General features: G+C 63.4%; 3 protein-coding genes. All 3 read right to left on the reverse strand.

All coding sequences use genetic code 11. The features are described from left to right. On the reverse strand, positions 1-3,243 hold a 3,243-nt coding region (locus G1C97_RS11835; protein WP_240951144.1), incomplete at its 3' end, for a phage tail protein. A 61-nt stretch (positions 3,244-3,304) separates the two neighbouring features. Then, a complete protein-coding gene (locus G1C97_RS11840; protein ID WP_169241930.1) occupies positions 3,305-4,282 on the reverse strand; it encodes a hypothetical protein in 978 nt (325 codons plus the stop codon). 11 nt (positions 4,283-4,293) lie between these two features. After that, the coding region (locus G1C97_RS12150) for a phage tail protein (RefSeq protein ID WP_417852237.1) at positions 4,294-5,154 on the reverse strand (861 nt) is incomplete at its 5' end.

Raw genomic sequence — 5,154 nt, forward strand, 5'->3', positions numbered from 1 at the left:
GACCACGGATCGTTCGCGTTTCTGACTGTCGCGGCGCATGCCGAGACGTCCGAACGCGCCGTACCCCTTGTTGTCCCCGTCCGCGCCGTTGTCCCTGCGGCCCCCGTTGAACGTGAGCGCGGACACCTCGCCTTCCTCCTGCGTGGTGGATTCGACGGCGATGTACGGGTGTGCGGCCGCGCCGGTCGCGTGGTAGAACTGGATGCCCGGACCGGTGAGCCGATCCGTGCCGCCGATCTCTATCTGGTTGAACGTGGGGCTGATCTGGACGCGCTGGCCGGTGAACGCGGTCTGGAACGTGCCCGTCAGGACATTGTTATTGCCTTCACCATCCAGGTAGACGGTGCGGTTATGGTTGGAGTCCCACATGGTCAGGGCGTTGCCCTTCAACTTCCAGCCCGTGTTGTCCGCCGTAGTGGATTGGACGACGGGCGCGTTGATGACGGTGGAGGTCATGACGCCCGCTTTGATGGTCGGCGCGGTGAGCGTGCCGTTGGCGATGACGCCGCCGTCGGTCTTCAGGTTGCCGTTCGCGTCGAGCGTGAACTTGGCGTTGCCCGACGAATCGTAGCCGACCAGTCCGCTGCCGGAGAACTTGACGCCACGGTTCGCGGCGGCCGTGGTCTGGATCAACGGCGCGGTCATGGTGCCGCCGTTGATCTGGGGAGCGGACAGCGAGGCCGATGAGATGACGGGCGCGTCCAACGTGAGCTGCCATTTGCCGCTCGTGTTCCTGGCGAACGAGAGCAGGCTCTTCGACCCGTCGTTGAAGATGATGCCCGAATCGGTGATGGTCACGTTGCCGCCCTCGGTGCGGTATGTGCCGCCCACGATGGTGCGCCCGTGGAAGAATTCCGCGTCCACGAGCCGGGCGGTTATCGACCCGGTGGCGATGATGTTCGACGCGACGAGGTTGAACTCGTTCCAGTTCGTGCCGTCGTATTGACGCACCGAGACGACGCGGGAGCTCAACGGCACCAATACGCTCGTGGAATTGTTCTCCTCGCCGGTCCAATACGTGTAGAAGTCCGCGAGCAGGGAGGTCGAATTGTTCGCCTCGCCACTCCAGCGCGTCCAATACTTCTGGGTGACGAACCAGAAGTCCCCGGCCTTGACGGTGTTGGCCGTGTCGTTCCTCGGATCGTCGGGCCCCTTGAAGATGCTGTGGAGCCCGTCGGCGGTGGTCTGCGCGTTGGTGGCCTTCTCATACGCGTCCGAGGCTTTCTTCTCCGCTTCGGCCAGCGCCTTGTCCGTGGCGGTCTTGTTCGCGTTGATGGTGTCGTTGGCCTTTTTCAGGTCCGCGTCCACCTGCGATTTCAGCGCCGTGTCCTTCGCCGTGGCGTCCTTCGACGCCTGGTCGAGTATCTGCGTGGCGCTTTTGTTCAGATCCTCCTGCGTGATCGCGGGGGCGACTTTCACGGACGCGCCGATGCTCCAATCGGACTTGTTGCCGGACCGGTCCACGCTGCGCAGCGCGAACCACCACGTGGAGTTCATGTCGAGGCCGGTCACGTGGCAGTAGCCATCGCGTTCCACCGAATCCCGGTACCGCCAGTTCCCGTTCGAATCCGAGATGCCGACCTCGACGTGGTCGAAATCGGATTCCATGCCGCCGCCAACATTATTGCGACCGTCCCATTGCACGTCGACCACGCCCAGTTTGGATGTGAGGATCGGCTTGCTGGGTATGCTGGGCGGGGTCACATCACTGGCCACGAGGGCGACCGCCACATCAGACCATTCGCCCAGCTTGTCGGAATACTGGGGTACTGCCCTGACGCGGAACCCGTAGTTGACGCCGCATTCCAATCCGCCGATGCCGAGGGTGGTCGTGTCCGCGCTGGTGACGCCGCCGTTCTGCCATGGCGCGCCAGCCACGTTCTTCCGATACTCCACCCGGTAGGAGCTGATGTCGATGGCTGTATCGTCGGTGGCCTGAGTGACCTTCGCCCATTGCAGAGTCGCCAAGCCCAGCGCCGTGCCACGTGAGCTGATGTACGCGTCGGTGGCCACGATCAGACCGGCAACCGGTTTGGGGACACGATGGTCCTTCTCCGGGGCGGGACGCCCGCCCTCCGAACCGGCCAGCGTCGCGCCGCCGGTGATGCCCTGTATCTTCTTGGCCTGACGGACCTGCGAGTCGTACACCTTGTCGTTCAACGTGACCGAGGCCTTCAACCCGCCGGAATCCAGGGAGAGCGTGACCTGCTGGATGCGGACCTTCTCCCCGTGCTTGACGGTGGGCGCGGTGATCCAATCACCCGGACGGTAGTCGATCAACGGCAAAGATTCCGCGTTCGACACGAGCAATGATCGCGTGTACTGGCCGCGCACGCGCGCCGAACTGGCGAGCGATGCCTGCATGAACGCGTGGGCGGTGGCCTTGTCGCTGACGCCGCCCTGACTCACGTAGGACTCCCATTTGCCCCACGGGGTGGGTGCCGCCGCGTTGGACTCGCGGAAGACCAGCCCGTTGTCACCCTCAACGAGAATATCCGAGCTGAGGTCTTCGATGGATTCCTCTTCGGGGGCCTCCAGTATGTCGTGCATCATCGAAACATGCACCTGATTGGACAAGTCGCGGCTGAGGTTCGTGGAATCCGCGTTCCAGAGTTTCAAAGTACGCTTGTCGGTGCGCCAGTCGATGGCCCCGCCGCCCACCATCGATGAGAGCATCGAATTCAGGTTGGTGCCCAATGAATAGTAGAGCGTGTACACGCTCTTCCAGTTTGCGCCGCCCGCGTCCTTGCCGGTGTCGAAACCGGCCGTGAGCACCGTGCCGGCACCCCTGCGGGCCGTGTTCTCATCCAGGATCGTGCGCAGGATCGTGCCCGGATTCTTCGACAAAAACGCGCGTTTGCCCTTGTTGTCCCCGTCGGTAATGAGATGCGCGGTGTCGTTGTTCAGGATCTTCTTGCCGAGCCATGCCATGCTCTGACAGGTGAGCGTCACGGTGTCGCTCACGTCTTCGGCGTTGCGGCTGCGGCCGATGAGCAGGTAACGGCAGTTGTACGGTTCAACCCATGCGCCGCCGTCACTGACCTCCAAGCCGATCTCCAGGCCGGCTTCGAGGCCGCGTTGCAGGATGCCTCCACCCACGGCGCGGCGTGAATAGGTGACTTTCAACGCGCCGAGATCATTGTGGATGATGCTCGCGTCGAAGCTGAGCGGGGCTTGCAGGATGCCGAGTTTCACGCCGTTGGGCTGGTAGGCGACCAGTCGCGCGTGCAGGGATTTCACCATATGCGACCTCCGGAAGAAGGGAGAAAAAGGGAGACTGGGAAGGGAGAAAGCGGGAGAACGGTCACCACCAGGCGCGGCGCGCGTGCGCGAGCAGTGGCTCCGTGCTGCCGGTGAGCTTCGTGGTCAGCCGGTACCCGTTGTCAACGGGGTTCGGCCAGCATTGCAGCATGCCGCCGGCCGGATAATCCAAGCCGCCGGTCACATCCGTGCCCGACTTCGACCATTGATGATCGTTCGATGACTGCCATGCCTGGCTGTTGCCCACGTCCAGATACGTGAACATGTTCGCGTTGGCCGCGCCCTGCCAGATGACCCCCGTGTTCGACACGGGGTCGGTGATCGTGGCGCTGGTCGTGTTCCTCGGCAGTCGGAGTATCAAATCGGTTATCGGGGCGTCGCCGAACATGCCGTCCGGGATGCCATCCGCCAACGGGATCAGCAGGGACGTGCTGTCGTTCTCCTCGCCCATCCACATGGTCACGAAATCCGCGAGCAGGGACGTGCTGTTGTTCTCTTCGCCGCTCCAACGCGTCCAGTACTTCTGCGTCCACGTCCTGGCCGCCGGCCACAGGTTGGCGGTCGTGTTCACAGCCAGGGGGCGGTCGAACGCCTCGGGGTCACGCCACCACACTTGAGGCAAAGCGAACACGGCCGTGAACGGGGTGACCCGGTCCAATACGGTGCCCCCGTCATCGGCCTCCAATGAGGCCAACTCCACTGACGCCTGCTGCTTCCGCCCGTTGACCGTGCGAGACAATACGGGGTTCGGAGCCATGCACAGTCGGGCCAATCGGCTGGAATCCGATCCCATGCCGGAATCCCGGCCTATCGCGCCCTGACGATATGCAGTGACTTTCAGCGTGAGGCTGCGCTCCTCGAACGAGGGGGCCAGTCCCGAGGGGATGGTGCCGTGCCGGAACGGTGCGCTCACCTTGCTGCGGGATACGCTGACCCCGGCGAACAGGCCGGAACCCAACGTGACGCGGCAGTACCGGGAATCGAGGGCGATGCCGTTCAACATGTAGTCAACGCCCGCCATAAGCATCCTCCTTAGATTCCGACCGTCAGCTTGTCGAGGCTGTCGTTCGTGGCCAGGGGCCACGGGTCGGCCTGCGGATAGTAGTTCGTGATCTGCACGTTCGCCCCGCCTCGTGCCGGCGTGTAATCCGCCTGTCCGGCTCCCGCGTAGGAGACGGACGGGGACCATGCGGCCAATCCCATGTTCATGGAGCCGATGTCCGCTTGCACGCCCCGCCATCCGGCGTTCAGGCTTTTCCGGAAGCCTCCCATGATGGCCTCGCCGGCCGGGACCAGCAGACGACGGTCATAGGAGAGGGGGCCCTTGTGCTCGGCGATCCAGTCGGCGATGCCGCCGATGAACCCGGTCACGTTGTTCCACGCGGACTTCAACCCGTTGAGGAATCCGTCGATGATGGACGAGCCGGCGTTCCACAACAGGCTCCCCACGTCCCCGATTGCCGAGAGGATGCGTCCGGGCAGTCCCGTCACGAAGCCGATGACCCCGTTCAAAGCGTTGCTCGCGGCGGTCCTGAGCCCGTTCCAAGCCCCGTTCCACAGGGAGCTTATGCCGCCCATCACGGATTGGATGATGCCGCGCACGAAGTTGATGCCGTTCTGGACGAGCCCCTTGATTCCGTTCCACACCGCGGACGCTATCTGCTTGATGCCGTCCCACACGCCCTGCCAGTCGCCCTTGATGAGCGAGGACACGACCTTGATGATGCCTTGGATGACGCCCATGACCGTCTGGATGTAGATTTTGATGCCGTTCCACACATAGGTGAAGTAGGCGCTTATCGCGCCCCATACCGTGTCCCATATGGCTTGGATGGTGGTCATGTTCGATTGGATGAACGAGCTGATCGCCGTCCATGCCGCGCTCCACGCGGC

This window comes from Bifidobacterium olomucense, from assembly GCF_012932375.1.
GTDB classification, from domain to species: Bacteria; Actinomycetota; Actinomycetes; order Actinomycetales; family Bifidobacteriaceae; genus Bifidobacterium; species Bifidobacterium olomucense.